The 26,951-nt window shown below is 44.1% G+C and carries 24 protein-coding genes, 1 riboswitch and 1 other annotated feature; of the genes, 3 read left to right on the forward strand and 21 right to left on the reverse strand.

The window, feature by feature from the left end:
- Window positions 1-9: 9 nt before the first annotated feature.
- The 14 genes from JOC95_RS11470 to zapA form a co-directional block, all read right to left on the reverse strand.
- Entirely contained in the window at window positions 10-942 is a 933-nt protein-coding gene (locus JOC95_RS11470) for a carbohydrate kinase family protein (protein WP_204416216.1), read from the reverse strand.
- A gap of 97 nt (window positions 943-1,039) precedes the next feature.
- Entirely contained in the window at window positions 1,040-2,281 is a 1,242-nt protein-coding gene (locus JOC95_RS11475) for an aspartate kinase (protein WP_204416218.1), read from the reverse strand.
- Between the two features lie 175 nt (window positions 2,282-2,456).
- Window positions 2,457-2,643, reverse strand: a riboswitch (Lysine riboswitch).
- A 70-nt stretch (window positions 2,644-2,713) separates the two neighbouring features.
- Window positions 2,714-4,486, reverse strand: coding sequence for an excinuclease ABC subunit UvrC (gene uvrC, locus JOC95_RS11480; RefSeq protein ID WP_204416220.1), 1,773 nt, complete (start codon window positions 4,484-4,486; stop codon window positions 2,714-2,716).
- A 360-nt stretch (window positions 4,487-4,846) separates the two neighbouring features.
- Complete coding sequence (gene trxA, locus JOC95_RS11485; RefSeq protein WP_204416222.1) at window positions 4,847-5,161, reverse strand: thioredoxin; 315 nt, start codon at window positions 5,159-5,161, stop codon at window positions 4,847-4,849.
- 232 nt (window positions 5,162-5,393) lie between these two features.
- On the reverse strand, window positions 5,394-6,371 hold the full coding sequence (locus JOC95_RS11490) for an electron transfer flavoprotein subunit alpha/FixB family protein (RefSeq protein ID WP_204416224.1): 978 nt from the start codon (window positions 6,369-6,371) through the stop codon (window positions 5,394-5,396).
- A gap of 41 nt (window positions 6,372-6,412) precedes the next feature.
- Entirely contained in the window at window positions 6,413-7,186 is a 774-nt protein-coding gene (locus JOC95_RS11495; protein WP_204416226.1) for an electron transfer flavoprotein subunit beta/FixA family protein, read from the reverse strand.
- Window positions 7,187-7,250: 64 nt separating this feature from the next.
- Entirely contained in the window at window positions 7,251-8,024 is a 774-nt protein-coding gene (locus tag JOC95_RS11500; RefSeq protein ID WP_204416228.1) for an enoyl-CoA hydratase, read from the reverse strand.
- Between the two features lie 36 nt (window positions 8,025-8,060).
- The gene (locus tag JOC95_RS11505) at window positions 8,061-8,651 is read right to left on the reverse strand and encodes a TetR/AcrR family transcriptional regulator (protein ID WP_224838323.1); all 591 of its coding nucleotides are present in this window, start codon (window positions 8,649-8,651) and stop codon (window positions 8,061-8,063) included.
- A gap of 178 nt (window positions 8,652-8,829) precedes the next feature.
- The gene (locus JOC95_RS11510; RefSeq protein ID WP_204416494.1) at window positions 8,830-10,506 is read right to left on the reverse strand and encodes a long-chain-fatty-acid--CoA ligase; all 1,677 of its coding nucleotides are present in this window, start codon (window positions 10,504-10,506) and stop codon (window positions 8,830-8,832) included.
- Window positions 10,507-10,787: 281 nt separating this feature from the next.
- Window positions 10,788-11,195 carry a DUF350 domain-containing protein gene (locus JOC95_RS11515; RefSeq protein WP_204416230.1) on the reverse strand — a complete coding sequence of 136 codons (408 nt, stop codon included), beginning with the start codon at window positions 11,193-11,195 and terminating at the stop codon, window positions 10,788-10,790.
- 15 nt (window positions 11,196-11,210) lie between these two features.
- Entirely contained in the window at window positions 11,211-13,568 is a 2,358-nt protein-coding gene (locus JOC95_RS11520) for an endonuclease MutS2 (RefSeq protein ID WP_204416233.1), read from the reverse strand.
- A gap of 28 nt (window positions 13,569-13,596) precedes the next feature.
- The gene (polX, locus tag JOC95_RS11525) at window positions 13,597-15,324 is read right to left on the reverse strand and encodes a DNA polymerase/3'-5' exonuclease PolX (RefSeq protein ID WP_204416496.1); all 1,728 of its coding nucleotides are present in this window, start codon (window positions 15,322-15,324) and stop codon (window positions 13,597-13,599) included.
- Window positions 15,325-15,448: 124 nt separating this feature from the next.
- Window positions 15,449-15,994 carry a CvpA family protein gene (locus JOC95_RS11530; protein WP_204416235.1) on the reverse strand — a complete coding sequence of 182 codons (546 nt, stop codon included), beginning with the start codon at window positions 15,992-15,994 and terminating at the stop codon, window positions 15,449-15,451.
- Between the two features lie 5 nt (window positions 15,995-15,999).
- The gene (gene zapA, locus JOC95_RS11535) at window positions 16,000-16,269 is read right to left on the reverse strand and encodes a cell division protein ZapA (protein WP_204416237.1); all 270 of its coding nucleotides are present in this window, start codon (window positions 16,267-16,269) and stop codon (window positions 16,000-16,002) included.
- A gap of 105 nt (window positions 16,270-16,374) precedes the next feature.
- On the opposite strand from zapA, the gene rnhC reads away from it, so the two are divergent.
- The gene (gene rnhC, locus JOC95_RS11540) at window positions 16,375-17,325 is read left to right on the forward strand and encodes a ribonuclease HIII (RefSeq protein WP_204416239.1); all 951 of its coding nucleotides are present in this window, start codon (window positions 16,375-16,377) and stop codon (window positions 17,323-17,325) included.
- A gap of 671 nt (window positions 17,326-17,996) precedes the next feature.
- Here rnhC and pheT read toward each other — a convergent pair.
- From pheT to JOC95_RS11555, 3 genes are all read right to left on the reverse strand, one after another.
- Complete coding sequence (gene pheT / locus JOC95_RS11545) at window positions 17,997-20,411, reverse strand: phenylalanine--tRNA ligase subunit beta (protein WP_204416241.1); 2,415 nt, start codon at window positions 20,409-20,411, stop codon at window positions 17,997-17,999.
- 14 nt (window positions 20,412-20,425) lie between these two features.
- Entirely contained in the window at window positions 20,426-21,460 is a 1,035-nt protein-coding gene (pheS, locus tag JOC95_RS11550; protein ID WP_204416243.1) for a phenylalanine--tRNA ligase subunit alpha, read from the reverse strand.
- Between the two features lie 51 nt (window positions 21,461-21,511).
- Window positions 21,512-21,749, reverse strand: a binding site (T-box leader).
- 51 nt (window positions 21,750-21,800) lie between these two features.
- The gene (locus tag JOC95_RS11555; protein WP_204416245.1) at window positions 21,801-22,604 is read right to left on the reverse strand and encodes a TrmH family RNA methyltransferase; all 804 of its coding nucleotides are present in this window, start codon (window positions 22,602-22,604) and stop codon (window positions 21,801-21,803) included.
- A 72-nt stretch (window positions 22,605-22,676) separates the two neighbouring features.
- Here JOC95_RS11555 and sspI point away from each other — a divergent pair, with 72 nt between their 5' ends.
- Complete coding sequence (gene sspI, locus JOC95_RS11560; RefSeq protein ID WP_204416247.1) at window positions 22,677-22,883, forward strand: small acid-soluble spore protein SspI; 207 nt, start codon at window positions 22,677-22,679, stop codon at window positions 22,881-22,883.
- A gap of 21 nt (window positions 22,884-22,904) precedes the next feature.
- Here the strand turns inward: sspI and JOC95_RS11565 are convergent, their stop codons facing one another.
- The 3 genes from JOC95_RS11565 to JOC95_RS11575 form a co-directional block, all read right to left on the reverse strand.
- Window positions 22,905-23,858, reverse strand: a complete 954-nt coding sequence (locus tag JOC95_RS11565) for a nuclease-related domain-containing protein (protein WP_204416249.1) — start codon at window positions 23,856-23,858, stop codon at window positions 22,905-22,907.
- A gap of 315 nt (window positions 23,859-24,173) precedes the next feature.
- Window positions 24,174-25,259, reverse strand: coding sequence for a M42 family metallopeptidase (locus JOC95_RS11570; RefSeq protein ID WP_204416252.1), 1,086 nt, complete (start codon window positions 25,257-25,259; stop codon window positions 24,174-24,176).
- 67 nt (window positions 25,260-25,326) lie between these two features.
- Window positions 25,327-25,815, reverse strand: coding sequence for a dUTP diphosphatase (locus JOC95_RS11575; RefSeq protein WP_204416254.1), 489 nt, complete (start codon window positions 25,813-25,815; stop codon window positions 25,327-25,329).
- A 111-nt stretch (window positions 25,816-25,926) separates the two neighbouring features.
- On the opposite strand from JOC95_RS11575, the gene JOC95_RS11580 reads away from it, so the two are divergent.
- A complete protein-coding gene (locus tag JOC95_RS11580) occupies window positions 25,927-26,316 on the forward strand; it encodes a sigma-w pathway protein ysdB (RefSeq protein WP_204416256.1) in 390 nt (129 codons plus the stop codon).
- 44 nt (window positions 26,317-26,360) lie between these two features.
- On the opposite strand, the gene JOC95_RS11585 is transcribed toward JOC95_RS11580, so the two are convergent.
- Entirely contained in the window at window positions 26,361-26,948 is a 588-nt protein-coding gene (locus JOC95_RS11585; protein WP_204416258.1) for a TVP38/TMEM64 family protein, read from the reverse strand.
- Window positions 26,949-26,951 lie beyond the last annotated feature (3 nt).

The raw sequence follows: 26,951 nt of genomic DNA on the forward strand, positions 1-26,951 counted from the left end.
CTACCTACCTCACGAAGAATTGATTTCTTCCAATCGCGGCATCGCTGTCATGGCTCCCTGCTTTGTAGTGGCAAGGGCGCCAAGACGGTTGGCAAATTCTACGCAGTCACTAAGTGCCTCAACTGTGGATGGTATCCCTTTTATATGAACATATCGAAGTATGCCAGCCATGAAAGCATCTCCAGCACCGGTCGTATCGACAGTCGCCACCTTTTCCACAGAAAAATGATGGATGATTTGATTTTGTACGGCATAAGTGCCTGATTCTCCGACCGTCACAAGGATTAACGGTATATCAAATTGTACAAGGTCGGCTATCCCCGCCTCTATACAGGAAGCTTTTGTCAGGAACAATAGCTCCTCTTCCGTTAGCTTGAGAATATCCACTTCAGGAAAAAAGGAACGAATTGTATTTCTGCATTGTTTCTCATTCTCCCAGCGTTGGCGTCGGATGTTCACATCAAGGGAAAGCAGAGCGCCAGCACTCTTCGCCAGTTTTACTGAATGGTGTGTGGTCCCAAGCGCTACCGGATGGAACATGGTCCCCGAGCTGATATGAAAGATGGAGGCACTCAGGAATGCTTCTGGATCAACTTGGGATTTCTTCACTTGGATGTCCGGCGTTTCATCCACATATTTATGGAAGCTTCGTTCTCCACCGGGTAAAAGGTGCACATATACCCCACTCACTTGCTTTTCAGGGATCTTTTGCGCATATTCAAGTCCCACGCCTTCCTTCATAAGCTCCCTGCGCGCGAACTTGCCGGTTTCGTTTTCACCAGTCACCGTGATAAGCTGGGTCGGAACATCAAGACGACTCAACCCTACTGCAATATTCAATGCCGCCCCTCCAAGATGTATGATGTATGATTCATTTGTTGTATCCTTTGCTATGTAATCGACAAAAGCATCACCATAAATGATAACTTGGCTTTTCTTCATGTAGCAGGAACCTCCAGGCATATTATTCAATCTATATTATTATACAAAACCACCAAAAAAAGAGCACCCTCCTAAAGGATGCCCACCTCTTTCAGCTTCAGCTCAACACACGCTCCACCGATTCTTCCCCAAGCTTGAAAGCAACATGCAATGCCTCTACAGCCTTCACCATCACGCCAACATCCACCACAGTGGATACCTTGATTTCGGATGTACTTACCATTTTCACATGAATGCCTTCTGTCGCAAGTACCTGGAACATTTCTGCAGCGACACCCGGGTTTGAAATCATCCCCGAGCCGACGATGGAAACTTTCGCTAAGTTGCTTTCTTTTTCAATATGGCTAAAGCCCAGATGCTCTTTATATTGCTCGAGCACTTGGATTGTCTCATCAACATCTTTCGTTTTCACCGAGAAGGAGATATTTGTAGTATCTTTATCCATACTAGTCTGGATGATGATATCGACGTTCAGGCTATGCTTTGCCAATGTTGTAAAAATAGTGGATAGGGTATGTAGCTCATTCGGCAATCCACATACAGAAATCCGGGTAATCTGATCTTCAAATGCAATTCCTCTTACTACTAAACTCTTTTCCATGGAAACTTCCTCCTCAATGATGGTGCCTTCTTCCTCTTCCATACTTGAACGCACAACAAGCTGCACTCCATAATTTTTCGCAAATTCAACCGCTCTTGGGTGCAATACACCCGCTCCCAGATTGGCCAGCTCCAGCATTTCATCATAGGATACTGCCGCCAATTTTCTTGCCTCTTTCACAAAACGGGGATCCGTCGTAAACACCCCGGTTACATCTGTATAGATATCACATTTCTCCGCTTCAAGGGCAGCTGCAAGTGCAACGGCCGTTGTATCGGAGCCACCTCTGCCAAGTGTTGTGATTTCATTCGTTTCGGTAATACCTTGAAAGCCTGCCACAATCACGATTTTCCCTGATGCCAGATGGCTGTTCAAAAGGTCTGTTTCGATATGGGTGATTCTCGCGTTACCATGTACTGGCTCAGTACGAATACCTGCCTGCCAGCCAGTCAAGGATACCGCTTCATGTCCCCTGACCTGAAGGGCCATTGCTAAGAGTGAAATGGTGATCTGCTCCCCAGTTGTAAGCAGCATATCCATATCGCGTTTGCTCGGGTGTGGATTGATTGCATTTGCCAACGTTAACAGCTGATCTGTCGTTTTCCCCATGGCAGAAACCACCACTACAACCTTGTGGCCTTTTTCCACTTCAGAAATAACTCTTTTTGCAACATGCTGAATCCGCTCAACAGACCCTACCGAAGTTCCTCCGAATTTTTGTACAACAATCGTTGACATACCCACCATTCCCTTTACTGTTTATTTCATCATAATGTAAAAGATAGAAAGCCCATGGATGCACCTCGCGAAGAAATTAGTCTTAACCTGTGACTATTTCCTGTATGAAGGTATAAAAAAACAGCAATGAGCTTTGTCTCATTGCTGTGATTGGCAAAATATAAAAACCGTTCACGCGTGAGATAGCTCTCCAGGCAGCACAAAAACAGCCTGACAGTCCTACATTTCTTAAACGCAGAACCAGTAAAAAAAAGAAAAAGAGACTTTTTTTTACTTCGGCGATCCTCCCCTTTCCGTAATCTTCCCGGAAGCTCTTTCTTCTCCGATTACATACTTTTGAAGTTCGCACCTCTATCATCACTTCATTAATTTGAAGTGGCACATTATGAAATTAATAGTGATTATATCAGACTCCAAGAATAGTTACAACACCTATTCTTGTAATTTTTTAAAAATTTCCTCGGCGATGCTGCGTGGGATTTTCGCCTGTTGAATATCTTCCACTGTCGCTTCCTTCAGTTTTGCAACAGAGCCAAACTGTTTGAGCAAGGCTTTTTTCCTTGTCGCACCCACTCCCGGAATATCGTCCAAGACGGAGTGGAAGACATTTTTGCTCCTCAGCTGGCGATGAAATGTAATCGCAAATCGATGAACCTCGTCCTGGATTCTTTGCAACAGGTAGAACTCCTGGCTCGTCCGTTCAAGCGGGACAATCATGGCGTCCTCGCCTGCCAGCAGATTGCTCGTCCGATGCCTTTCATCCTTCGCAAGACCGACAATCGGAATAAAGAGGTTCAACTCATTTTCCAATACATCCCTTACAGCAGACATATGGCCTTTTGCACCATCAATGATGATCAGGTCAGGAAGTGGGAGGGATTCCTTCAGTACTCTCGTGTATCTTCTCCTTACCACCTCACGCATGGATTCATAATCATCCGGCCCTTGTACGCTTTTCGTCTTGTATTTCCGGTACTCCCGCTTCTCTGGCTTTCCATCGATGAACACAACCATCGCTGAAACAGGATCAGTTCCTTGAATATTGGAGTTGTCGAATGCCTCGATTCTCAGCGGGGTCTCAATCCCTAGTATCTCACCAAGGTTTTCCACCGCTAGGATGGTTCTTTTTTCATCTCTTTCAATCAAGGAGAACTTCTCAACCAAGGCCACTTTGGCATTTTTATTCGCCAAGTCCACAAGCTGTTTCTTTTTACCCCTTTGCGGTTGCATCACATTGGTCTGCAGTAGCGCCTGCGCCATCTCCAACTCGATCCTTGCAGGCAGCATCACTTCTTTTGGTACAAAGTGGTTCTGTTTGGAATAGAATTGACCAAGATAGGTCAGGAAATCTTCTTCCGGTTCATTATAGATCGGGAAAAGCGATACATCACGTTCTATCAGCTTACCCTGCCTAATGAAGAAGACCTGCACGCACATCCAGCCTTTATCCACGGCATATCCGAATACGTCGCGATCTACAAAGTCGTTCATTTCCATCTTCTGCTTTTCCATCGTCGCTTCGATATTCAGGATCTGGTCGCGAAACTCCTTTGCCCGCTCGAACTCCAGGTCCTCTGCGGCCTTTTGCATCTTTAAGGTCAATTCTTCCTTGACCTCCTTGTACCCGCCGTTAAGGAATCGAACAATCCCATCGACCATCTCTTTGTTCGTTTCCTGGGATATATCCTCGACACACGGTGCAAGGCACTGACCCAAATGGTAATATAGGCAGACTCTGTCCGGAAGGGTCATACATTTTCGCAAAGGATAGACCCGGTCAAGCAGCTTCTTCGTTTCATTGGCAGCCTGCACATTCGGATAAGGTCCGAAATATTTGCCCTTATCCTTAGTCACCTTTCTTGTGATAAGAAGACGTGGATGCTTCTCCGCGGTAATTTTTATAAACGGATATCGCTTATCGTCCTTAAGCATCACATTGTATTTCGGGTTATGCTTTTTGATCAAGTTCAGTTCAAGAATCAATGCTTCGATATTTGAAGATGTGACAATATATTCAAAGTCCACGATCTCATTTACAAGCCTCAGCGTCTTGCCGTCATGACTGCCGGTAAAATAAGAGCGGACCCGGTTCTTCAGCACTTTTGCCTTTCCAACATAGATGATGGTACCCTGCCTGTCCTTCATGAGGTAGCATCCTGGTTGGTCAGGCAATATCGCAAGCTTTTCTTTTATGTTCTGTTCCATTTACCCTCTCACCCCAACCAATGATTGTTCTCCTTTTATTATACATCTAACTGTTTTTTTGTTCCATTTTGAGTTTGATGCGATTTCGCCCTTTAGCTGATTGAATAAGGAACTGCTAAACAAATTTCTTGTGACACCGCTGTTAATTTCCGCACTAGGCTTCGCTTTCCGCGGGGCGTTTGTGGAGCCTCCTCGGCTCTTCGCCTGCGGGGTCTCCACTAAACGCTATCTCCCGCAGGAGTCTTCGCCTATTGCTCCAATCAACAGCTAGATACAAAAAATAATTTACAAACCTTTTTCATACAAAAAAGCCCGGCACCCTTTTTAACAAGGGACACCGGACTTTTGGATCGCTTAAAATTAAGCGTGTTTGTTCAATAGTTCAGCTAAAGCTTCTTTAGGCTGGTAGCCAACTGCTTTATCTACCACTTCACCGTTTTTGATGACAAGTAAAGTCGGGATGCTCATTACGCCGAATTTACCAGCGGTTTCCTGGTTTTCGTCAACGTCGACTTTTACGATTTTCACTTTGTCACCCATGTCTTGATCTAATTCTTCAAGAACCGGGGCAATCATTTTACAAGGTCCGCACCAAGGTGCCCAGAAATCCGCTAATACTAAGCCTTCGCTTGTTTCTTGAGTAAAAGTTTGATCCGTTACATTTTGAATAGCCATTAAAATTCCTCCTAAACGTTTATGTCACAACTAACGCATGTTAATTGATTTCTCTGCCAGATGAGTTATCTTTCAGAGTTTTCGGTATAGCTAGAGTATAGCATTTCCGAAAAACGGACGCTAATTATTTGCTTCACTCTAGTTTTAACCTATTTTTCAAAATTAATTTGCGGTTATTCAATAAAAAACCGACCAAACAAGTATCACCCACTCGCTTGGTCGGTTCGCTCTATTAGTTTGTCACCAATAGCTTTTTGAACTCTGCTGTCAATAAAGGTACTACTTCAAACAGGTCCCCAACGATGCCGTAATCTGCAATCTTGAAGATATTCGCTTCCGGATCTTTGTTGATTGCCACGATCACCTTGGAGTTGGACATACCAGCCAAATGCTGGATCGCACCTGAGATACCGCAAGCGATATAAAGATCAGGAGTGATGACTTTACCTGTCTGTCCGATCTGCAGGGAATAGTCGCAATAGTCCGCGTCACATGCTCCACGTGATGCTCCGACTGCTGCACCAAGCACATCGGCAAGCTCTTTAAGCGGTTCAAATCCTTCTGTACTCTTTACTCCCCGGCCGCCAGCCACAACGATTTTCGCTTCGGATAGGTCGACGCCGTCCGTTGCTTTGCGCACCACTTCCTTGATGATGGTACGAAGATCTTTTACATCCACGTCCATTGAGGAAACCTCTCCAGTTCTGGATTCATCCTTTTCAAGAGCTGCGATGTTATTCGGACGGACAGTTGCAAAGATAAGGCCATCCGTTACGATTTTCTTTTCAAACGCTTTCCCGGAATAGATCGGTCGGGTGAACACCAGGTTTCCGCCAACTTCCTCAACTTCAGTAGCATCGGAAACAAGTCCTGAATTCAACTTGCTTGCAAGCTTTGGAGAAAGGTCTTTCCCTAATGCAGTGTGTCCGAAGATAAGTCCTTCCGGTTTTTCTGCGTCGATGACAGCCGTTAAAGCTTGTGCATATCCATCGGATGTATACGTTTTCAAATTAGCGTGTTCTACTGTGATGACACGGTCAGCTCCGTATGCAATAAGCTCCTGTGCCAGGGAACCAACGCCCTCCCCGACTAAAATCGTAACAACTTCTCCACCCTCTGCCACTGTTTTACCTGCAGCAATCGCTTCAAATGAAACATTACGCAATGCCGATTCACGTACCTCTGCTAAAGTTAATACTTTTCTTGCCATGTTTGTCTCCTCCTGTCCATGTATCGATCCTTCTGTATATGTTAAATTACTTTCGCTTCATTTCTAAGTGCTGCAACAAGTTCTTTTACTTGTGCATCAAGCTCGCCCTGCAAGACTCTTCCCGCTTCTTTTTTAGGCGGCAGATAGATTTCCAATGTTTTTGTTTTGGCTTCCACATCATCTTCTTCAAGATCAAGATCATCCAGTTCCAGTTCCTCCAAAGGCTTTTTCTTTGCCTTCATGATACCAGGCAATGATGGGTAGCGTGGTTCATTCAACCCTTGCTGAGCCGTCACCAATAATGGAAGAGATGTCTCGATTACTTCTGAATCCCCTTCCACGTCACGGGTGATGGTCACTTTTTGCCCTTCGATTTCAAGCTTCGTGATCGTTGTTACGTAAGGGATGTCAAGAAGTTCTGCAACACGAGGTGCCACTTGACCTGAGCCTCCATCGATCGCTACGTTACCACCCAGGATTAGATCTGCATCCTTGTCTTTCAGGTATTCCGCCAAGATTTTTGCTGTTGTGAACTGGTCACCGTTTTCAATATCATCCTCTGTATTGATCAGTACTGCTTTATCAGCACCCATTGCCAATGCCGTACGAAGTTCTTTTTCCGCTTCTTCGGTACCAACAGTGACAACAGTGATTTCACCGCCATGAGCGTCTCTTACCTGAATGGCTTCTTCCACTGCATATTCATCGTAAGGGTTGATGATAAATTCCGCCCCGTCCTCATTTATTCCACCATTTGACACCGTCAATCTTTCTTCCGTATCAAACGTTCTTTTAAGTAGCACATAAATATTCATCACAGTACCTCCTGTTTAAACATTAGTTTTATTATCAATATTCTGTTTATTATAGATAAAAAAATTACTTCCCTTTGAATTCGGGAGCTCTTTTTTCTATAAACGCCTGGATGCCTTCTTTTCCATCTTCGGAAGTAAATACTTTTCCAAATAGCTCTGCTTCCCTTTTTACGCCGTTATGATATTCCTGCGTTTTGGAGTAGCGGGACAATTCAATGACAGAAGCCACAGAAATCGGTCCTTTTTGTGAGATTTTCTTTGCCATTTTAAATGCTTCATCCATTAAGGACTCTTCTTCAAATGCATGATTCGCCAGTCCCCATCTGACCGCTTCATCCCCGGTCAAAGGATCACTTGTGAATAACATTTCAAAAGCTTTGGCAGAACCTACTAATCTAGGTAAACGCTGTGTTCCTGCGAAGCCCGGGATAAGCCCCAATTGAAGCTCAGGCAAACCAAGCTTGGCTGTTTTTGACACAAGACGGATATGACAACCCATCGCAAGCTCAAGCCCCCCGCCGAGAGCAGCCCCATGAATGGCAGCTATGATCGGTTTAGGGAAGGTTTCCATCTTTTCGAAAAGGTCCTGGCCGAATTGAGCGAGCCTCGCAAATTCTTCCCCTGTCTCGACAGTGGTGAATTCCTTGATATCCGCTCCCGCCGAGAAGAACCTGCCTTCCCCGCGAAGAAGTATCACACGGACTTCCTCCTGATTTTTCAACTCATCCAGAACAAATGAAAGCTCTTTCAAAACTGCGGACGATAATGCATTTGCCGGCGCTTTATCAATGGTAATGACAGCAACCCTATCCTCCACATTCACATGTAGAAAACTCATCTTCCATCCCTCCTTATGTAGAAAACCGGAGCCGCTTTAAGGTGTGGCTCCAAACCCTTTGATCAATAGATCATGAACACGCGGTGCAATTGCTGTCAGGTCATACTTCTGATCATTCATCACCCAGGTGGTGATGGTTTCATCAATCGTCCCGAAGACCATCTGCCTTGCAAGGCGCACATCCAGATCATCTCTGAACTCACCGGTTTCCTTCCCGACTGTCAGAACTTCATCCACAACCATTAAATACCCCTTCAGCACTTCGTTAATCTTCAATCGGAGCTCTTTATTGGATTGCCTTAGTTCCAGCTGGGTGACGATGGCCAGGTGATGGTCGGCTGCAAGCATGGAAAAGTGTTTTTGTATCAACGTTAATAGTTTCTCTTTTGATGTCGATTTTCCTGCAATTTCTTGACGAATCTTTTCGACGAAGAGCCCCATTTTTTCCTGAAAGAGCGAAATAAGAATGTCTTCTTTATTTTTGAAATATAGATAAATGGTTCCGTCCGCCACACCTGCCTGTTTCGCAATCTTGGAAACTTGGGCATGATGGTAGCCGTTTTCTGCCATGACGATGACTGCGGCATCTATTATTTGTTTGTATTTAGGTTTTTGTTGTTGTTTCAACCTGTTCTCTCCTTTTGCAAAATGAATGAATAATCATTCATAAATTTATAATACTTCACGCGAAAAGAACTGTCAATTACTATCTTATCATATTATTCTGAGAATGGCAGATAAAAAGAAAAAGACGATGCATTCATCATCTTTTTCTTTTTAGAATGTGGATAACAGTTTGCTCGTTTTATTTTGCGATCTTTTGTTTTTCTTCTTCGATCAATGCTCTTCTTAGGATTTTGCCGACTGCTGTTTTTGGGAGTTCGTCCCTGAATTCATATAGTCTTGGAACCTTGTAGGCGGCGAGATGCTTTCTTGCATACACATCAAGCTCTTCCTCGTTCAAGGTTGTGCCTTGTTTTTTGACGACATATGCTTTTACCGTTTCCCCTCTATATGGGTCCGGTATTCCTGCTACGACCACTTCCTGGACCTTTTCGTGCTCATACAGAACTTCTTCTATTTCACGAGGATAGATATTGAAGCCGCCGGCAATGATCATGTCTTTTTTACGGTCGACGACATAGAAGAAACCTCGTTCGTCCATATAGCCCAGGTCACCGGTCAAGAGCCAGCCATCCTTCAGCACCGCCTCCGTCTCTTCCTTACGGTTCCAGTAGCCTTTCATTATTTGCGGGCCTGTTACCACAATTTCCCCGATCTCGTTTACCTGTGCCTCTTCCCCGGTTTCCATGGAAATGATTTTGGAATCAGTGTTAGGCCATGGAATACCGACGCTTCCCGGAACTCTTTCATCCCATAGAAAATTCGCATGTGTCACAGGGGAAGCCTCTGAAAGCCCATAACCTTCCACAAGCTTACCGCCGGTTACCCGCTCAAACTGTTCCTGTACCTCAACGGGAAGTGCAGCCGATCCGCTGATGCAGGAATCAATGGAGGAAAGATCATATTTTTGGATATCAGGATGGTTCAGTAGTGCGATATAGATGGTGGGAGCCCCCGGAAATAGGGTTGGCTTCTCCTTTTGGATTGTTTTCAACGTAGTTTCGGGATCGAATTTCGGCAAAAGCACCATTTCAAATGCCTGCATGATGGAAAGGTTCATGACAGCCGTCATTCCATACACATGGAAAAACGGCAAAATCCCGATTACTTTCTCCTGTGCCCTTTTACATTTATACATCCATTTTACACTCATCGTGGTGTTTGACACCAAGTTCATATGTGTCAGCATGACGCCCTTCGGGAAGCCTGTCGTCCCTCCAGTATATTGAAGTAAGGCCAAATCATTCTCCGGATCAATATCCACATCGATCTCGTTCACCTGGGATTCCTTCATCACTTCTGTGAAGAGATGATTTTCCCCGTTATGTTCCACTTTCACGACGATGCCGTATTGCTTTTTCTGGACAAAAGGGTAAAGCATATTTTTCGGGAACGGCAAATAATCTTTTATGCCCGTAACGATGATATCCTTGAGCTTTGTCAGCGCTTTCACTTTTGAGACCCGTGGATAGAGGATATCGAGCGTTATGATGATTTGGGAACCCGAATCATTGATCTGATACTCTAGTTCCCTTTCCATATATAGCGGGTTGGTCTGCACAACGATCCCGCCTGCAAAAAGCACGCCATAATAGCTGATGACGGCCTGGGGACAGTTAGGCAGCATGATCGAGACCCGATCCCCCTTTTTCACACCAAGGTCCCTCAGGTAGTTTGCAAGTTTTAGTGATTGATCGTACAGCTCCTGGAAAGTAAGCTTTTTCCCCAGAAAATGTATGGCTGTTTTGGAAGGATGTTCAATGGCAGCTTCCTTTAGATAGGATTGAAGTGTTCTTTGTTCGAAGTCGATTTCATGAGGTATTTCACTAGGATAAAGCGAGAGCCATGGCTTATTCATTACTTGTTCCAATTCATTCCCTCCCTTTTCGGCCTGTACTATTACAATAGGCCTATATCTTTTTGTTATAGTATATCAGTAATCCTATAAAAATTATAACATTTTTTTAATATTTAGATAAATCTGGATGTTTTTCAATACAAAAAAGAGTTTGACCAATGTTGATTTGGTCAAACTCCTGCTTCTTTACGCCAAAAAGAATAAATATACGATCCCGATCAATACGAATAATCCACATAGTCCAATCAGTACTTTTGCTAAAGTTTCCATATCATTTCTCCTTACCCGATGCTTGCCCCGATGATAAATGACAGTCCTACAGATATGACAAAGGAAATTAGTCCTACTGCCCGATTGTCCTTGCTTATTTCATCGTCAATATTGAAGCTTGGTGTCAGAAATTCAAAGATGAAGTAGGCGAATAGCAAAAGGACAAAGCCAAGTGCTCCCCACCCTATCATCGTAAAAAGGGTATCATGGTCCAGAATGGAGTAGCGGAAGATGTTGGCGATACCGAGTATCTTTCCTCCTGTTGCCAACGCTACCGCGATATTGCCTTTTTTGATTTCCTCCATATTGTGATATTTCGTTACAAGCTCAAAAATTGCCAGAAATAAGATCATGCAAAGGACTACCACGCTGAAATTGGCTGCCGTTCTTACTAATTCATTCTCCCAGAAACTAGACATTGTTTGCTCCCCCTGTTATTTCAGCTCGACCACTGTCACTCCGGTTCCGCCTTCTGAAGCTTCTCCAAAGCGATAATTTTTCACAGAGCGATGATTTTTCAAATAATTTTGCACCCCGATGCGCAGCGCACCTGTTCCTTTTCCATGAATGATCGATACGCGATGATAGCCTGCAAGTGTTGCATCATCGATATATTTCTCCACTCGCATCAGTGCGTCCTCAAAGCGCTCCCCGCGGAGGTCCAGCTCGATATTTACATGATAGTCCTTGCCTTTAATTGTAGCCAAAGGCCTTGTTTCAACAGGTTTTGGCCTGCTTATATACTGGATATCCTTTGTTTTCACTTTCATTTTCAGGATCCCTATCTGAACCTGCCATTCCTTGTCATTCGTCTTTTCCACTAGGTGGCCTTTTTGATTCAGGCTCAGGATCTTTACCTCGTCGCCTGGCTCCAAGGTCTGATTGGTTGCTTCCTGCTTTTTGGTTGAGGCAGACTTTTTGACGGTCGGCACAGCTTCTTCGAGGCGTTTTTTCGCATCGATCAGTTCATGCTCTTTTACATTGGCATGTTGTTCGATTCTCATTTTCCGAAGTTCCCTGATGACCTTCTCAGCTTCCTCTTTTGCCTCTTCCACCATTTTTTCAGCTTTTTGAGCTGCTTTTTCCATGAGTTTATCGCGCTCTTCGTTCAGCTCCTGCATTTGTTCCTGTAGGTCCTCATGCAATTTTTGTGAAGTCTTCCTGACACTCTCGGCCTCTTTCCATTCTTCCTCCGCTTTCTTTTGGGAGGCTTCTAGTGAGGCAATCATGTTCTCCACTTTGTTGCTGTCTTCACTCACAAAACCTTTTGCACGATCGATGACATCCATGGATAAACCAAGGCGCTTCGAAATTTCGAATGCATTGCTTCGGCCCGGTACACCGATCAAAAGACGATAGGTCGGGCTTAGCGTATTGACGTCAAATTCCACACTCGCATTTACCACGCCATCCCTGTTATAACCGTACGCCTTCAACTCCGGGTAATGGGTCGTTGCGATAACACATGCTCCACGGCTATATACTTCATCCAAAATGGAGATGGCAAGTGCCGCCCCCTCTTGCGGGTCTGTACCTGCTCCGAGCTCATCGAAGAGCACAAGGCTGTCATGGTCCACCTTTTTCAAGATATCCACGATATTCACCATATGGGAGGAGAAAGTACTTAAACTCTGCTCGATCGACTGTTCATCCCCGATATCAGCATATACGGCCGAGAATACTCCGACTTCAGAGCCATCCTGCGCTGGAATATGCAATCCGGCCTGTGCCATGATCGTCAAAAGTCCCAAAGTCTTCAAAGTGACTGTTTTTCCCCCTGTATTCGGTCCGGTGATGACAATGGAGGTATAATCTTTTCCAAGTTCGATCGTGTTCGGAACCACTTCATCCGGAGAAATAAGCGGATGACGGGCCTGGACGAGCCTTACATGCTTTTGGTCATTGATGGCAGGCTTTGTCCCTTTGACATGTTTTCCATATTTCGCTTTAGCAAACATGAAGTCGATCTCAGCCAGTATCATCACATTCGCCAAAAGCTCTCTTGCAACCTCTGCAACCTCTGTGGACAGTTCAGCTAGAATGCGGTCGATTTCAAGCTTTTCTTTCACTTTCGCCTCCTGAAGCACATTGTTCAGGTCTACCACCTGCTGCGGCTCTATGAAAAGAGTTGCACCTGAAGAAGACTGGTCATGGACAATCCCGCCGTAAGCCCCTCTGTATTCCTGCTTGACCGGGATGACATAGCGTTCATTCCTGATCGTGATGATGGCATCGGAAAGCATTTTCTGGGCATTGGATGAACGGATCATGCTTTCAAGCTTTTCACGGACCCTCGATTCCGTCGAGCGCAGCTGCTGACGGATCCCTCGAAGCTTGTCGCTTGCTCCATCCAACACTTCCCCGTATTCATCGATGCAGTTTTTAATGTTTCTTTCAAGATCTGGATAGATGTTCAACTGCTCCATATAATTTTTCATGATGGGAACATCGATTTCATCATTGAGCAGGTCTTCTACAAAACGATCAAGCTTCCTTGCTGCGTAGATCGTCCCTGCAACATCCAATAGTTCGTGCGTGTTTAACATGCCGCCGATCTCAGCTCGTTTCACATGTGAACGAATGTCGGTGATACCGCCAAGTGGCACCTCCCCTTTTAAACGGAGGATCATGGCCGCTTCGTCGGTCTGCGCCTGTCTATCCACCACTTCCGCATATTCGGTGGATGGCAGGAGCTCTGCCACCTTTTCTTTACCTAATGAGGAAGCTGTAAAGGATGCCAATTTATCTTTTACTTTATTAAATTCCAAAACCTTCAATACTCTCTGTTGCACGTAACCATAACTCCCTTCTCTGCTTGTCTTACATATGATGGCGTGATAAGAATCTCTTCAGCTCATCTTCCGTCCATGTGTTGATGACATTCTCTTTTTTGATCCAGCCTTTTCTTGCAGCCGCAACACCCGTTTCCATATGTTCAAGCATATCGATGCTGTGGGCATCGGTATTGATGACAAGCTTCACACCCGCATCCTGTGCAAGTCTTACATATTTGCTCGCAAGGTCCAATCTGTGTGGATTGGCATTCAGCTCAAGCGCGGTATCCGTATCCTTTGCCAGTTGTATCAGCATTTCCATATCCACATCATAGCCTTCCCTTTTACCTATCAGTCTTCCTGTAGGATGGGCGATGATGTCCACATGGTTGTTTTCCAATGCCGTTTTCAAGCGCTCCATGATCACTTCTCTCTTTTGCGAGAAGCTGGAGTGGATGGAGGCGATGACAAGGTCCATCTCTTCAAGCAACTCATCATCATAATCCAAGGAACCATCCGGCAGGATATCCATCTCCACACCTGAGAGTACCGTAATATCGTCATATTTTTCATTTAGCTTGCGTATTTCTTCCTTTTGCTGACGAAGCCTTTCCGCTGTCAGCCCGTTTGCAACCTTCAAGTACTGGGAATGATCTGTAATCGCAATGTATTTATAGCCTTTGGCTCGGCACGCTTCAATCATTTCCTCAAGCGTATAGGCGCCATCGCTCCAGGTTGTATGCATATGCAGGTCGCCCTGGATGTCCTTTAAGGAAATAAGTGGAATTTCTCCATTTTCAATGACATAATCCACTTCCTTGCCATCTTCCCGGACTTCAGGAGGGATAAAAGGAAGATCGAAATGCTTGAAAAATTCTTCTTCCGTTTTGAAATGGGTGATCTCACCAGTTTCCACATTTTCCACACCGTATTCGCTTATCTTCTCACCACGGTCCTTAGCGAGCTGGCGCATGCGGACATTATGATCCTTGGAGCCGGTAAAATGGTGCAGGGTCGTCGGAAAACTGATCGGCTCCACCATTCGGAAATCGACGGAAACATCATAGTTGTATTCAAGTACGATCGAAACCTTCGTATCACCGTTTGAGATGATTTCCTTCACCCGGTCCATTTCCACAAGCTTCTCCCGGACCTCTCCCGGATTTGTGGTAGAGATGATAAAATCTAGATCTTTTATCGTTTCTCTGTATCTTCTTAAACTTCCCGCCCTGGAAAAGGCTTCTATTCCCGTGATTTTGGAAAGGTACTGCTCTATTTCCTCTGCAATCTCCGTCATAAAGGAAATTGGCAGGCGATCTGGCCTTTTTCCTACCTCATCTATGGAAGCAAGTATCTTTTCTTCCGTTTTCTTTCCGAACCCGGCAAGCGCCTGAACCTTACCTGCTTCACAAGCCTCTTTTAACGTCACAATATCCACTACGTTTAATTCCTGATAAAGTTTCGCAATTTTCTTTCCGCCAAGGCCCGGCAGATTCAATAATGGGACCAACCCCGCTGGAACCTGCTCCTGCAATTCCTCCAGCACCGATGATTTCCCTGTCTCCAGTACCTCTTGTATGACGGAAGCCGTCCCTTTTCCAATGCCGTTTATCTTCGTAAAATCATCGATCTGACTTAAGCTTCTTTCATCGTTTTCAAGTGCCAATGCTGCTTTCCTGAAAGCTGACACTTTAAAGCCGTTTTCACCTTTCAGTTCCATATATATCGCAATGGTCTCCAACCATTTGACAATCTGTTTTTTGTTCACTTGTATCACCTAACCTCATGAATGATAGTCCTCTAAATAAAATCATACAAATAATTGACCCAAAAGTACAATTGAAAAACCGATATTCTTGGACAGCAAAAGAAAAACTCCTCAAGAAAGAAGAGGAGTTTTAGTTTCCAGCCATATACCCTGTCCATAAATCCTTCAGCTTTTCAGAAAAAACAGGCGTATTTTCGACGATACCCTTCGCCATGGAGGAATCGCTGATTGAGCTTTGGACAATTTCAAGCGGCACCAAGGCACCTATGTATAGAAATATGAACACTATCAAATAAACTTCCACAAATCCCAGCAACGCACCTGCCCAACTGTTCACCTGTTTCAGGATTGGCAGATGGGAGAGGAAATCAAACATCGAACCGATAATCTGCGCTGCAATCCTTGTGCCGAAAAATAACATGGCAAAAGCTATGGCACGATAGTAAGCTGTATCCAAGCTTATTGTCTCAAAAAACATTTTCGCGGACTCAGGATCGCCAAAGCTTGGCATCGGTATCCAAAGCTTCAGTTTCGGTGCGAGATCCGCATAGAACATATATGCTACGACAAACGCAGCGATAAAACCGGACAGATGTACGATCTGCATGATAAAACCGCGGCGTATGCCTATAATTAACCCCATTATGAACAAGAAGATAATGATTAGATCCAACATTCCATTCAGCCCTTTTTCTTCATTTCATTTTCAAGTGTATCGTATGCATCTTTTAATTTGATATAATCATGTACAACATTGACTGCTGTAAGGACAGCCAGTTTGCTGATATCCAGATTTGAATTTTTCCCATTGATTTCTCTCATTTTTTCATCGACAATGGAAGCAACAAGTCGTATGTGACTTATACTTTCCGTTCCAACAATAGAATATTGCTGTCCATATATGTCGACGGTCGTGCGAGTTTTCTGCTCTGACAACGTGTATGCCCCCATTCATAAAATCCTAATCTTAATAATACCATGAAAGATTGGAAGTTGGAAAGCAAACCTGTTAGTTTCAATAGAAAAATGTAAAATTTTGTAGTAGGAGTGAAAGATTTGTCATATCAAGTCATACAAGTGCCAACAAGTGTTCTTATGAAGCTGAAGGAGTTCTATCATCCCCACCGTATCGAGAAGCTTCCGTCAGGAGCCGTGTTCGCTGCAAAGTCACCTCAATGCATGATCACGGCCTATAAATCAGGCAAAGTTTTGTTCCAGGGTAAAGGTGCTGACGAAGAAGCAACAATCTGGAGAGAGTTCGGCGGGACATCTGCTTCTCCCGCAAAGAGTTCTGCCTCCAAGCCAAAGACTTCCGCAACTAAAAGCGGAGCTGGTCTGCCCCCTGGTTTTGCGTCATTATCGGTCATCGGTTCGGATGAAGTAGGAACAGGAGATTATTTTGGTCCTATTACGGTATGTGCCGCTTACGTTCGAGGCGACCAAATGGCAAAGCTGACCGAACTTGGAGTAAAGGATTCAAAAGTGCTGACAGATGAGAAGATTGTGCAGATTGCAAAAAACATCCTGCCACATATTTCATATAGCCTGCTGGTCCTGCATAATGAAAAATACAACAAGCTGCAGCAGAGCGGAATGACACAGGGGAAAATCAAAGCGATATTGCATAACAAGGCATTGGAGAACGTGCTTTTAAAAATTGCACCTGAAAAGCCGGATGCCATCCTTATCGACCAGTTTGCTGAAGCGGGCGTGTACTTCAGGCATGTGGCAAAGGAAAAGACCATCATCAAAGAGAATGTCTACTTTTCGACAAAAGCGGAAGGGCTGCATCTTTCCGTTGCAGCAGCATCCATCATTGCACGCTATTCTTTCCTGAAAGAGATGGATAAAATCAGTGAGATTGCAGGTGTCACCATCCCAAAAGGTGCCGGTGCCAAGGTGGATGCTGTCGCTGCAAAAGTGATCCGGACTCACGGGGAATCGATATTGGATAAAATCGCAAAGGTGCATTTCGCCAATACGCAGAAAGCCAGAAAAATGGTTTGATTGCTTTACATCTGTTTACAGACTTGGCGGTTATGCTATAATCAATTTATACACATATTCGAAGAAGCCAAAGTGTTGGACGCACTTTGACCCTTAACAGTATAACTCCCGCAGAAGCACGGCTACTGTGGAGTCGAACGTACTAATAACTCACCCGACTGCCTAACAGCGATTTAGTAGTCACGGGTGGGTTATTTTTTTGTCATTTCCCTAATCAGCACAATTACTAGATTCACAAATGCAAAGAGGAATAGTCCTGATGTCAAAAAAAGCTGCATCTCACTCATACGGTCACCCCCGTTCTCCACAGGGACTTCACCGCACCACCCGTTCCTATTATACTGTCTACTCTATTATAACATCTAATAAGAAAAACAGAACACTCGTTCTTATAAATCGTACGTTTTACCTATTTTTTAGTTTAGATGGGAGCAGTGACCAGGCTGGGATTTCAGAAAGAATGCCTAAATGAGGAGGGGGAGTTTTCTATCGAACTTTTTTGGGATTCTATTGAACTTTTTTGAGGGGCTATCGGACTTTTTCGAGATTCTATTGAACTTTTTTGCCGGTCTATCGAACTTTTTTGAGATTCTATTGAACTTTTTTCAAATCTATACAAAAATGAGCGACTACCCCATCAGAGGGGTCGCCGCTCACATCAGATCCAATTATCAGCTTCTCAACACAGCTTCGAATTTCTCTTCGACTGCCTTTAGAACTTTTGTGTGGACTTTTGTTACTTCTTCGTCTGTCAGTGTGTGTTCTGGGTGGTAGTAGCGCAGTGCGAATGCGACCGATTTTTTCGATGCGTCGATTTTATCGCCTTCGTATACATCGAATACCTGGACGTCCGTCAGGAGCGCTCCGCCAGTTTCTTTGATTACCGCTGCAATCTCGCCTGCAGGGGTATTGCGGTCAACAACAAGTGCGATGTCCCGCCAGATTGATGGGAATCTAGGAATCGCTTCGTATTTGATTTCTTCCACATTGGCACCAAAGAGGTCTGTCAATGAAAGTTCGAACACGTATGTCTCAGGCAGATCCAATTCATTTAATTTTTCCGGGTGAAGCTGGCCGATGAAACCGACACTTTCTCCGTTTAATAGGATCTCTGCCGTACGTCCAGGGTGCAAGCCATCCTTCTCTGCTCGGGTATAGGAAATTTCTTCACTCACACCAAGCATGGCAAACATGCCTTCTAGGATACCTTTTGCCACAAAGAAGTCGACTGCCTTTTTCTCTCCCTGCCAAGGATGCTGCTCCCATAATCCTGTCAATGCCCCAGCCAAACGCTCTTTCTCAGCAGGAAGGATGGCATCATCTGATCCAATGAAAACTGATCCCACTTCGTAGACAGCATTTGCAGGTAATGAACGCGCAATATTATGCTGCAGCGCCTCCAATAGATGAGGAACAAGACTTAAACGCAACGTGCTTCTCTCTTCACTCATAGGCATCGCCAATCGGATTGCTTTTCCATCTTCAAGTGCAAATTGCTTCGCACGCGCTTCACTCGTCAAGGAATAGGTGATGTTCTGGATCAGGCCGGCACCTTCAAGATAACGGCGGACCTTACGACGTTTCGCTTGATAAGGTGTCAATACTCCTGGTGTTGCTGCACTCACCGGCAGAGTGGTTGGAATATTATCATAGCCGTACAGACGGGCAACTTCTTCTACAAGATCCTCTTCGATTGTAATGTCCCCGCGGCGTGTCGGAACTGTAACGGTAAAGCTGCCGTTGTCCTCTGTCACTTCGAATTGAAGCCTGTTGAAGATATCCTTCACTTCTGCTGCGGTTACGCTTGTGCCAAGAACGGAATTGATTTTTTCAACCGTAGTCTCCACTACTGCTGGCTCCACTTTCAGCGTGTTCACTTCTACTGAACCACTTACCACTTCTCCGCCTGCATACTCAGCCATCAATGCAACGGCTCTTTCAGCAGCTTCACGCGTGCGGTTTGGATCGATTCCTTTTTCAAATCGGGCACTTGCCTCGCTGCGCAGTCCGTGGTCCTTGGATGCTTTACGGACAGTCACTCCATTAAAGAATGCTGACTCAAGCAGGATCGTTGTAGTGTCTGATTGAACCTCTGAATTGGCGCCACCCATGACACCTGCCAGGGCGATTGGTTCTTTTCCATTTGTGATGACAAGATGATCTTCAGTCAGTGTGCGTTCTGCATCGTCAAGCGTGATGATTTGCTCATCCTTTTTGGCGCGACGCACAAGAACTTCCTTGCTTCCGAGGCGGTCATAATCGAACGCATGCAACGGCTGACCGTATTCAAGTAAAATATAGTTCGTGATGTCCACTACATTGTTATGAGGTCGGATGCCCGCTGCCATCAATCTTCCTTGCATCCAAAGTGGCGAAGGACCGATTTTCACGTTTTTCACGATTTTTGCTACATATAATGGATTATCGCCTTCTGCATCCACTTTCACGGAGATATAGTCGGAAGCTTGCTCCCCGTTTTCGTTGTATGCAGTTTCCGGCCATTTTACTTCACGGCCAAGGATTGCACCCACTTCGTATGCCACACCAAGCATGCTCAATGCGTCTGAACGGTTAGGCGTCAGGCCAAGTTCCATCACCTTGTCGTTGCGGTTCAAGTATGCCAATGCATCCGTGCCCACTTCCACATCATTCGGGAAAACAAAAATCCCTTCTGCAAACTCTTTTGCCACAAGCTTTGAACCGATGCCAAGCTCCTGCAGGGAACAGATCATCCCGTTTGACTCTTCGCCGCGCAGTTTCGCACGCTTTATTTTAAAATTCCCCGGAAGCACTGCGCCGACAGTTGCAACAGCAACCTTTTGGCCTTTATCCACATTTTTGGCGCCGCAGATAATCTGTACAGGCTCACCATTACCTACATCCACAAGACATTTGTTCAGTTTATCGGCATTCGGGTGCTGCTCCCTTTCAAGGACATGACCGACTACAACCCCTTGGATGCCTTCATTCAGCAATTCCACGCCTTCCACTTCGATACCGCTTCTTGTAATCTTCTCTGCCAGGTCTTCAGCAGAAATGTCATCTATATTTACGTAATCTTTTAACCAATTGTAAGATACTAACATCGTTTCCCCTCCTCTTAAACTCGATTGAACTGCTTCACAAAACGCTGATCGTTTGTATAGAAATGGCGGATATCGTCAATGCCGTAACGCAGCATCGCAATACGCTCCGGTCCCATTCCAAAAGCAAATCCCTGATATTTTTTCGGGTCATATCCTGACATCTCAAGCACGCGCGGATGAACCATCCCGGCACCCAAGATCTCGATCCAGCCTGTTCCCTTACACATGCCGCAGCCTTTTCCGCCACATTTTGCACATGTCACATCTATTTCAACGGATGGTTCAGTGAATGGGAAGAAGCTTGGGCGGAGGCGGATTTCACGGTCTTCGCCAAACATCTTTTTCGCAAACGTTTCAAGCGTACCTTTTAAGTCACTCATGCTGATATTCTTATCAATGACAAGGCCCTCGATTTGCGTGAACTGATGGGAGTGGGTCGCATCGTCATCATCACGGCGATACACTTTACCAGGACAGATGATCTTGATTGGCCCTTTTTCCTTGTTCGCTTCCATTGTTCTTGCCTGTACAGGGGAAGTCTGCGTACGCAATAACACTTCATCCGTAATATAGAAGGAATCCTGCATATCACGCGCCGGGTGATCCTTCGGCAGGTTCAATGCTTCGAAATTGTAATAGTCCGTTTCAACTTCCGGACCTTCTGTGATCGTGTAACCCATCCCAAGGAACAGGTCTTCAATTTCTTCGATTACTTTTGTTAAAGGATGCGGGTTTCCTGTTGGTGCAGGACGTCCCGGCAGTGTTACGTCGATGGTTTCGGATGCAAGCTTTTTCGCTACCTCCGCCTTTTCCATTTCCGCCTGTTTTTCTTCGATTTTAGAAGCAACAGCTTCACGGACAACATTTGCAAGTGCCCCCATTTTCGGACGCTCTTCTGCAGAAAGCTTACCCATTCCTTTTAAAATCTCCGTGATCGGCCCTTTTTTTCCAAGGTACGCAACACGCACTTCATTCAATTGCTTCAGATTCTGTGCTTGGCTTACCTGCTCTAACGCAAGTGCTTCAAGTTCCTTTAAACGCTCTTCCACATCTATTCCTCCTTGATTCTTTTTAGACAAATAAAAAACTCGCCCCTTAAGGAAAGGGACGAGATATTCGCGGTACCACCCTAGTTAACAAAGTAATCATGCTCTTTGTTCGCTCAATTCCAGATAACGGCTATCTAACCGGAACACCTTTACAGCATATCTGCTGGTCCAAGTGCCAACTCAGGAGGTGAAATTTTCACTTAGCCTTCCTTAAAAATGCTTGCAGTCTACGGCATTTTTTCCCTGAAAAGGTCTGGTGTAAGCTACTTTCCTCTGTCATTGTTTTGTTCTTTATGTAACTATTTTTATATTATATTGAAAACAGGTGCCGGATGCAACTCTATCCGCGTAAATAATACATTAATATTCCCGCTGCGACACCGACATTCAGCGATTCGCTCTGCCCGAAGATCGGGATGTAGAGGTTTTGGTCCGTCTCGTTCAGGTGCTCTTCTGCCATACCTTTTCCTTCGTTGCCGAGGATGAGGGCAAAAGACTCGGATGGCGTAATTTCATTGTAAGGGATGCCGTTCTGCAGAGATGTCCCGTACACAGGTATCTCTTGTTCCTTTGCTTTTTGAATCCATTCACTTAGATTGCCTCTAATGATCGGCAAGTGGAAAAGGGATCCTTGAGTGGAACGGATGACCTTGGAGCTATATAAATCCGCACAGCCTTCTCCCAGGATCACCAAGTCCAGGCCAGCAGCATCAGCCGTTCTTATCATTGTGCCCACATTTCCCGGATCTTGTACATTATCAAGGAATAACAGCCGTTGATTCGGCTTGATTGCCTCATCATTACTTTTAGGTATCCGGCAGATGGCCACGATCCCCTGCGGTGTTTCCGTTTCACTGAGTTCCTTCAGCACATTCGGAACAGCATAAATAAGTTCCACATTGTTGAGGTTCCAGTCAGAGGGAATGGAGCGGTCATCCGCTACAATGATTTCTTCAATGAGTCCGTCAATCTTCAACGCTTCCTCGATCAGATGAAAGCCTTCGATCAGGAACGTTCCTGACTGTTCCCGCTCTTTCTTTTTATGCAGCTTCTTCCATTGCTTCACTTTATTATTTTTTACCGATTCAATATGTTTCAACGTCGTAATTCTCCTTTTATTGCTCGATAAGGCTATTATACGCATTTTCCATACATATTTAAAGGCGTGAACAGACAAGCTAGGGATGATACTATTTTTCCCTACGAGGTGATAAGGATGAATTTGAATTTACGTCATGCTATCCGTCAAAATGTGGAGGGCAATTCCCAAGACCAACTGAGAGATACAATCCTAGATGCCATTAATAAAGGCGAGGAAAAAATGCTTCCAGGTTTAGGCGTGTTGTTTGAGGTAATTTGGGAGAATTCTTCTGAGCAGGAAAAAACCGAAATGCTCTCTACACTAGAGGATGGATTGAAATAGTATTGGGTTGTGGCAGCTCCTTTATAGGGGCTGTTTTGTTTTTTGGTTAAGGGAAATAGAATCTTTATTTAAGTAGTAGACTCTGTTCTTAGTGGAACCTGTGTAGGGAAGACCTAGAGAGGAAAGAAGCTTTGATGCGACAGACCTTGATTCTATTTGGAGAAAATCCTTAAACTGGTGATATGAAATTGTAGGCTGCAAAAGATGCAAATAATCATGAATAGCATTTATATGAGCATCTTGAAATAAACAACGGCAACTTTCACAACTCCATTTTCCTTTTCTCTTCAAAGGAAGGTATGAACACTTTGGACATTGTACCCCTTTCAATATTTCCTCCTTTTTGATTCCATATCTCGCAAGAATATTTACTTCTTCTGGCTCATTTTTCTTTTTAATAAGTCTGGTAAGTTTAGCTAATTCTTTTTCAGTAAGGAGCTGATTGCGATGGATTTTTTGTAAAAAATCTATCCTGTTAGTCAAATTATAGCTGTGTATGATTTTTTTACTGTCTCTAAATTTGTTGTCCGCTTTAATGATTGTTTGAGGATTTGTAAATACAATGAAGCTTTCAATTGGAATAGAAGGTAATTTATTCACATTTAACCATTCTTTTAAAAGGTTTTCCTGTCTACGAACTTGTATTAACGGATTGTAGAAACCTTCTTCTTTTCCATTTATTGTTCTGATAAATTGATCAAAGTTGCTTTCAAAATATATGGTACCTGCGATATTTTTCACTTCTAAAATTAATATATAGTTTGTAGAAACTAGCATAAAATCAATTTGAAAAACGAAATCATTTACCTTAAGCCTAACATTATGGAGGATACAAATTTTTTTGTGATCCAAACTTGATAAGTGGAAGCTTAAAGATACTTCTCCTTTATGTCCTGCAGTCCTTTTTGCAAGATCTTCAGTAATAATTGATCTTTTTGGGTGAAATTCACGTATTCTTCTTAATAAAGCTTCCATTTGCAACAATATTATAGGTTTATCTATGGGAATAATTATAGTTAAAGACCTCCTGAGATTATTTATAAATACTATTTTACCAGTATTTAGAATTATTCACGTTATATTTTTTTATTTAATCTGAAAATGGCAATTTTGGATCCGACAACCTTAGTTTTTAATCCGCAGAGTCCTTTATTTAATACTAATTACCTCATAATTAATCCAAAATCGATATTTTTAAATCCTACCCAAAAATTCAAATTATCTCCTTTTTTAGTCTAAAAAAAGAACCCATCTCCCAACCGAGCGACAGGTTCCTAAAAATCAATCTAATCAATCAAAAGTCAATCTTTCAACCGTCTCGCTATCCAGACGCTTGATCACTTCCGCAATCAGCTTCACCGCGTTCTCGTAGTCATCACGATGTAGCATTGCTGCGTGTGAGTGGATGTAGCGGGTTGCAATCGTAATGGACAGGGAAGGTACACCCTGTGCAGTCATGTGGATTGCACCGGAGTCCGTTCCGCCGCCTGCAACGGAGTCGAATTGGTATGGGATGTTCAATTCGTCTGCTACGCCTGTTACGAAGTCACGCAAGCCTTTGTGGGAGATCATACTTGCATCATAAAGGATGATTTGCGGACCTTTCCCCATTTTGCTTAGTGCTTCTTTTTCAGTAACGCCAGGAGTGTCCCCTGCGATACCTACGTCCACGCCGAATCCGATGTCAGGCTGGATCATGTTAGCGGAAGTTTTCGCACCGCGAAGTCCCACTTCCTCTTGTACCGTTCCTACGCCGTATACAACGTTAGGATGGTCTGCATCCTTCAAATGCTTCAATACGTCAATTGCGATGGCACAGCCGATACGGTTATCCCAAGCTTTTGCAAGAAGCATTTTTTCGTTGTTCATCACTGTGAATTCGAAGTAAGGAACAACCTGGTCGCCAGGACGGACGCCCCATTCCTGAGCTTCTTCACGGCTGGATGCACCGATATCGATGAACATATCCTTGATATCAACCGGCTTCTTGCGTGCTTCTGCAGGAAGGATGTGCGGCGGCTTTGAGCCGATGACACCTGTTACATCCCCTTTGCTTGTTACGATTGTTACACGTTGTGCAAGCATAACCTGGGACCACCAGCCGCCAACTGTCTGGAAGCGAAGGAATCCGCGGTCATCGATGTTTGTTACCATGAAGCCGACTTCATCCAAGTGGCCGGCTACCATTACTTTCGGTCCGTCTGCTTTGCCGATTTTCTTTGCGATCAAGCTTCCCAGACCGTCAGTCATCACTTCGTCCGCAAGTGGAGTTATGTATTTTCTCATTACATCGCGTGGTTCTTTTTCATTGCCTGGAATACCCTTTGCATCTGTTAAATCTTTTAGCATGGTTAATGTTTCATCTAATTTAGCCATTTTATTTCGACCCCCTTAATTCTCTCACTGAATATTATACAGAAAACTCTTACTAATGTAAAAAACATTAATAGCCCTGCTGCTGTCTCTTATGATTCACTAGATTTTTTTCCATATACGCAGCTACTACCTCATCCCAGGAAAAGCCCAGCATCTCACCAAGCTCCATGTAGGTTGCAAACAGTACCTGAAACGGTTCTTCCTGCTTTTCCAGCCGGAACATGCTTATCAAATCGTAGAGTATTAAAAATTGTTCGTTCAACGATTCTGTCCTTGTCCCCACTTCACGTGGGATATCCGAGGTGTATCCCAATGTCAATCCGACGGAAAGCAGAAAATGCACCCCATCCACATATTCCTCAAGGACCACACTTTGTTCGGAAGCAGGCTTGACGCTCCAAAACTTGAAGCATCTTGTTTCATTAGCCAGCTCCCCAAGCTCAACAAGCAGCGCCAAAATTTTGCGGTCGACTAGATCCATATTTACCAGACCGTGCTGCTCCTCAATCTTTGAATCGAGTTCCTTCTGCATCTTATATAGCTCTTTTAGTCCCATATGTACCGCCTTTATAAAAAAATATTTTAAAAATTGAAACCTTATCATCACTTGACTCGTATAACAGGTATTTTATAATAAATTTTTTGTTTTTGCGAAGGAGAAGCGAATATGTTTTTTATTATCCTCATCCGATTGGCATTACTTGCACTCATCATCTTTATTATTTATTCCATTTTCAAGTATTTGCTTAATCCGAAACGTAAACTGGAGCTTGCTCATGAGCAGAAGAACTTTTTCCTGCTTGATCAGAAAAATAATGTACGGAAGAATTTCCTGCTAACCTATAAAGGCGTCATGTTTGAGGGCGAAAAGTATTTAGGGACAACGGAGAAATCCTTTGAAGTCATTTCGATTTTTATCTGGCCGAAAAACCCTGAGAAACTCGAGGGTTTGAAGAAGCAGGATTTTATTTTTATTCAAAAGGAAGTGCGAAAGCAGTACCCCGACGCCATCATAGATTGGAAAAGTCCGATAAAAGAGTTTATGAAAGAAGATTAAAAAAAGAGGATAGCATGGTTGCCTGGTCAAATGGGCAACAAGCGCTATCCTCTTTTGAATTGCTTTTCTTTTTGAAAAAATTGTTCCCATTTCATCACTACTACCTTCTGCCTCATGAAAAGGAGCAGGGCTGTAAGGAATATAAGCACACCAACCATGGCAGTCGGAGAGAACTCCATGATAAATTGACCAAAAACCGTATAGATGACGGCAAGCGGGATATTGGTGAGAAGGGACGCCCTTGCGTACTTGTTAAATGTTTTCGTAGTTTCAATCAGACATAGGGATAAAAGATGGAAATGTATGAAGGGTATGAGACGAAGAACGGTGACCTGCCCGACAGACAGGTTACCTCTGTTGCCGAACCATCTTTCCTTCATGGCAAGAACCTTTCCAAAGATACGCGGCATCTGGTTGTAGAGGAAATAAAAGAACAGACTGGAGAGCGTCAACCCGACAATGGAGTAGATGCTGCCGATCAAGCCTCCGAATAGTGCTCCTCCTGCTATACATATGATGACGACCGGAATGAAAAGGACTTGTCTAACAATATGAAAAATAATAAATCCGAGAGAAGCCAGCCACCAATGACTTTCGATGATGACAAATAATACATCCAACTTTTCATCCATATG

Origin of the sequence: Sutcliffiella tianshenii (genome assembly GCF_016908565.1) — a bacterium.
In the GTDB taxonomy this organism is placed as follows: Bacteria; Bacillota; Bacilli; order Bacillales; family Bacillaceae_I; genus Sutcliffiella_A; species Sutcliffiella_A tianshenii.

Excerpts from the sequence above, each read along its gene's own strand:
- JOC95_RS11530 (WP_204416235.1), bottom strand. The coding sequence starts at position 15,994 with ATGTTGGATCTAATCATTATCTTCTTGTTCATAATGGGGTTAATTATA.
- JOC95_RS11510 (WP_204416494.1), bottom strand. The coding sequence starts at position 10,506 with ATGAATAAGCCATGGCTCTCGCTTTATCCTAGTGAAATACCTCATGAA.
- JOC95_RS11490 (WP_204416224.1), bottom strand. The coding sequence starts at position 6,371 with ATGGCAAGAAAAGTATTAACTTTAGCAGAGGTACGTGAATCGGCATTG.
- JOC95_RS11555 (WP_204416245.1), bottom strand. The coding sequence starts at position 22,604 with ATGCGTATAATAGCCTTATCGAGCAATAAAAGGAGAATTACGACGTTG.
- zapA (WP_204416237.1), bottom strand. The coding sequence starts at position 16,269 with ATGGGGGCATACACGTTGTCAGAGCAGAAAACTCGCACGACCGTCGAC.
- JOC95_RS11515 (WP_204416230.1), bottom strand. The coding sequence starts at position 11,195 with ATGTCTAGTTTCTGGGAGAATGAATTAGTAAGAACGGCAGCCAATTTC.
- JOC95_RS11500 (WP_204416228.1), bottom strand. The coding sequence starts at position 8,024 with ATGAGTTTTCTACATGTGAATGTGGAGGATAGGGTTGCTGTCATTACC.
- sspI (WP_204416247.1), top strand. The coding sequence starts at position 22,677 with ATGAATTTGAATTTACGTCATGCTATCCGTCAAAATGTGGAGGGCAAT.
- JOC95_RS11585 (WP_204416258.1), bottom strand. The coding sequence starts at position 26,948 with ATGGATGAAAAGTTGGATGTATTATTTGTCATCATCGAAAGTCATTGG.
- JOC95_RS11570 (WP_204416252.1), bottom strand. The coding sequence starts at position 25,259 with ATGGCTAAATTAGATGAAACATTAACCATGCTAAAAGATTTAACAGAT.
- JOC95_RS11495 (WP_204416226.1), bottom strand. The coding sequence starts at position 7,186 with ATGAATATTTATGTGCTACTTAAAAGAACGTTTGATACGGAAGAAAGA.
- pheT (WP_204416241.1), bottom strand. The coding sequence starts at position 20,411 with ATGTTAGTATCTTACAATTGGTTAAAAGATTACGTAAATATAGATGAC.
- uvrC (WP_204416220.1), bottom strand. The coding sequence starts at position 4,486 with ATGGAACAGAACATAAAAGAAAAGCTTGCGATATTGCCTGACCAACCA.
- JOC95_RS11470 (WP_204416216.1), bottom strand. The coding sequence starts at position 942 with ATGAAGAAAAGCCAAGTTATCATTTATGGTGATGCTTTTGTCGATTAC.
- JOC95_RS11575 (WP_204416254.1), bottom strand. The coding sequence starts at position 25,815 with ATGGGACTAAAAGAGCTATATAAGATGCAGAAGGAACTCGATTCAAAG.
- JOC95_RS11580 (WP_204416256.1), top strand. The coding sequence starts at position 25,927 with ATGTTTTTTATTATCCTCATCCGATTGGCATTACTTGCACTCATCATC.
- trxA (WP_204416222.1), bottom strand. The coding sequence starts at position 5,161 with ATGGCTATTCAAAATGTAACGGATCAAACTTTTACTCAAGAAACAAGC.
- JOC95_RS11565 (WP_204416249.1), bottom strand. The coding sequence starts at position 23,858 with ATGGAAGCTTTATTAAGAAGAATACGTGAATTTCACCCAAAAAGATCA.
- JOC95_RS11475 (WP_204416218.1), bottom strand. The coding sequence starts at position 2,281 with ATGTCAACGATTGTTGTACAAAAATTCGGAGGAACTTCGGTAGGGTCT.